The organism is Bartonella sp. AD13SXNS, from assembly GCF_042196465.1.
Taxonomy (GTDB): Bacteria; Pseudomonadota; Alphaproteobacteria; order Rhizobiales; family Rhizobiaceae; genus Bartonella.
In genome coordinates this window covers 1-1802 of sequence record NZ_JBHIQI010000060.1, presented here as the reverse complement: position 1 = coordinate 1802, position 1802 = coordinate 1, and the positions used below count along the sequence as shown (strand labels likewise).

Genomic DNA, 1802 nt, shown 5'->3' with positions numbered 1-1802 from the left:
CTGGCTGTGGAATTCCTGCTATGTGGTCAAATTCTTGATTACATTCCTCTAAGCTATCACCACTCAAACCTACACACTCTTCGTCTACAGATCTCTTTCGCCTTTGCAAAGAAACTTCAGAAGAAGAAACATCCCGTCTTTTCCGTGAAGAACGACCCTCAGAAGAGGCGGGACCGATAAAATGTTCATGCCCTTTCAAAGAACAGGGTTGTATACTTGCAAAAGAACGCCAAGGGTCTAAATTGCGTTCATAGTCCATACCTCGTAAAAACATTCCACGAAAATCCGGAACATTAAACGTCGTGGCGCCATCTCCTTCTCCCCACGTCGTCCCTATCACCTCAAACAAGGCTCTATACGTTCTTCGCGAATAAGCACGCCCATCACAAGGTAACCAACCATCCGGCAAGCGCTCCATGCCAAAAGGTCCTATCAGACCAGATGGTAAACGTTTTAAGGAAGTAACTTTTTCCCTTGTGGGATTGAGAATTTGCCAACCGGTTATATCTTCATCATAAATAACGGTATAAAGACAGCCATCTTGGATTTCTCCTCCCGTTAAAGCTAATAAACCGGTGTCCGTCGCCTTATAAACGGGCTTGCCGATTAAATTATTCAAAGCAATCGTGGTAGCCCCTACATTCTTGCCCTTCGCTTTAAAACAAAGCGTTATCCCATTCTTATACGCTAAAAACTGAGAGGGACTTTGAAGACCTATCGCACTCGTCTTTTGTTTATCATCAACCGTAACAACCCCTTCAATCACACCACCCGTATCCAATAAATACTCACGCACACGCTGCATCATAAAACGCGCACTGTTGTTAACCGTGTTCGGATGTTGTCCTTCTGACCAATTAATCAGATTATCCGCACCACCATTCTCCGATGCACTTAAAGACCAATCATAAATCGTCGACATCTCAACACCTCACGTCTTAATCGCAAACACAACACTCATATTTATCGGGCGTGTCTCACTGGCTCCAAAACTTGCCGATGGAACATCACGCATATGAAGATGCGTTTGCGGAAAGGCGAGCTTATGATGAACCCGTATATCCTCTGCTCTCACGCCCAAACGTTCGGCGAGCTTTAACCTTTGCTGGTCATTAAGCACATAACCCCAGATAATCGTCATATCACCATGCCAACTCTCCTCCTGATTTTCTGCATTCAAAATCGTAAAGGTTTGACCACTATGATCATGCTTTCTCATAGCGTCATTTTGAAAAGTACCCAAATAACGAAAGCGGTCTATCTCGCGGTCATCATCAACACCACGCAAAAAAACGCCACGCAAATCGGGAACATGAAACTTGCTATAATCATCAACGCTCCCCCACCTGATCCCTATCGCTTCATAAAGAGCCCTATACTCACTGCGCAAATAAGCCTTCCCATCACATAACAACCAGCCTTTCGGTAAAACTTGCATCCCAAAAGCCCCTATTGTCCCTGGTGGACAAACAGGTATAACCGGTCCTTGCGGTAAAGAAACCGGCGTAGGATTTAAAACTTGCCAAGCATCTGCCCTATAGACCAAGCTATAAATGCAACCCTTTTGAAGCTCTCCTCCTGATAGAGGACGAATGCCTAATTCTGTTGCCTTATAAACAGGTTGAGCGGCTAAAGCATTCAAGGCAATTGTAGTTACCCCAACATTCTTACCCTTCGCTTTAAAACAAAGCGCTATCCCATTCCTATACTCTAAAAATTGAGAGGGACTTTGAAGCCTTATCACCGTTGTCTGATGTTCAGCATCAACCGTAAAAGTGCTTTCAATCACACCACTGGTATCC

General features: G+C 44.5%; 2 protein-coding genes. Both read right to left on the bottom strand.

Annotated elements, in window-relative coordinates; genetic code table 11:
- On the bottom strand, window positions 1-922 hold a 922-nt coding region (locus ACFIMQ_RS09310; protein WP_375703923.1), incomplete at its 3' end, for a phage tail protein.
- Between the two features lie 9 nt (window positions 923-931).
- A partial coding sequence (locus ACFIMQ_RS09305; RefSeq protein ID WP_375703922.1) for a phage tail protein occupies window positions 932-1802 on the bottom strand: 871 nt, incomplete at its 5' end.